Consider the following 229-nt stretch of genomic DNA (forward strand, 5'->3'; position numbering starts at 1 on the left):
GGCGAATGCCGGCGTCAACGCGGGTGAGGAAGCCGAATGCGGGGCCTTGCTGGAACTCATAGGCGCCATCGAAGCGAACGACCGTGAGATCCGACTCGTTCCTCTGGTTGCCCTCCGACGAGTAGGCGCCGACCGTATAGCTGTCGAGATTCGACATATAGTCGGTCAGGGGTTTGACGCCCAGGCCGCCCGGGAGGGGATTGTTGAAGCCGCTCCAGACCGCCTTGCT

At 62.9% G+C, this 229-nt stretch carries 1 protein-coding gene; it reads right to left on the reverse strand.

Going from position 1 to position 229, the window contains the following annotated elements; translation table 11 throughout:
- On the reverse strand, window positions 1-229 hold a 229-nt coding region (locus ACM0OT_RS23875; protein ID WP_414566854.1), incomplete at both ends, for a hypothetical protein.

The organism is Anabaena sp. CCY 9613 (assembly GCF_963920895.1).
Lineage (GTDB): Bacteria > Cyanobacteriota > Cyanobacteriia > Cyanobacteriales > Nostocaceae > Cyanocohniella.